We start from the raw sequence: 284 nt of genomic DNA on the forward strand, positions 1-284 counted from the left end.
TGGGCATGGGCGTTTGCGCCCTGCTGTTCTCGGCCCTGGCCTTCGCCAATCCCGAGCGCTGGCAGCTCAACATGACCACCGGCGTGACCGACACCGCAGGCGAGGTCTACCGGCTGCACATGATCACGCTGTGGATCTGCGTGGTGATCGGCATCATCGTGTTCGGCGCCATGACCGTGGCGATGATCAAGTTCCGCAAGTCCAAGGGCGCCAAGGCCGAGGGCTGGAGCCACAACACCACCGCCGAGATCATCTGGACGGTGATCCCAGTGCTGATCCTGGTT

At 63.4% G+C, this 284-nt stretch carries 1 protein-coding gene; it reads left to right on the forward strand.

Going from position 1 to position 284, the window contains the following annotated elements:
- The coding region (locus FLQ44_RS02050; protein WP_276607821.1) for a cytochrome c oxidase subunit II transmembrane domain-containing protein at window positions 1-284 on the forward strand (284 nt) is incomplete at both ends.

The sequence above is a fragment of the Vogesella mureinivorans genome, assembly GCF_007644035.1.
GTDB lineage: Bacteria > Pseudomonadota > Gammaproteobacteria > Burkholderiales > Chromobacteriaceae > Vogesella > Vogesella mureinivorans.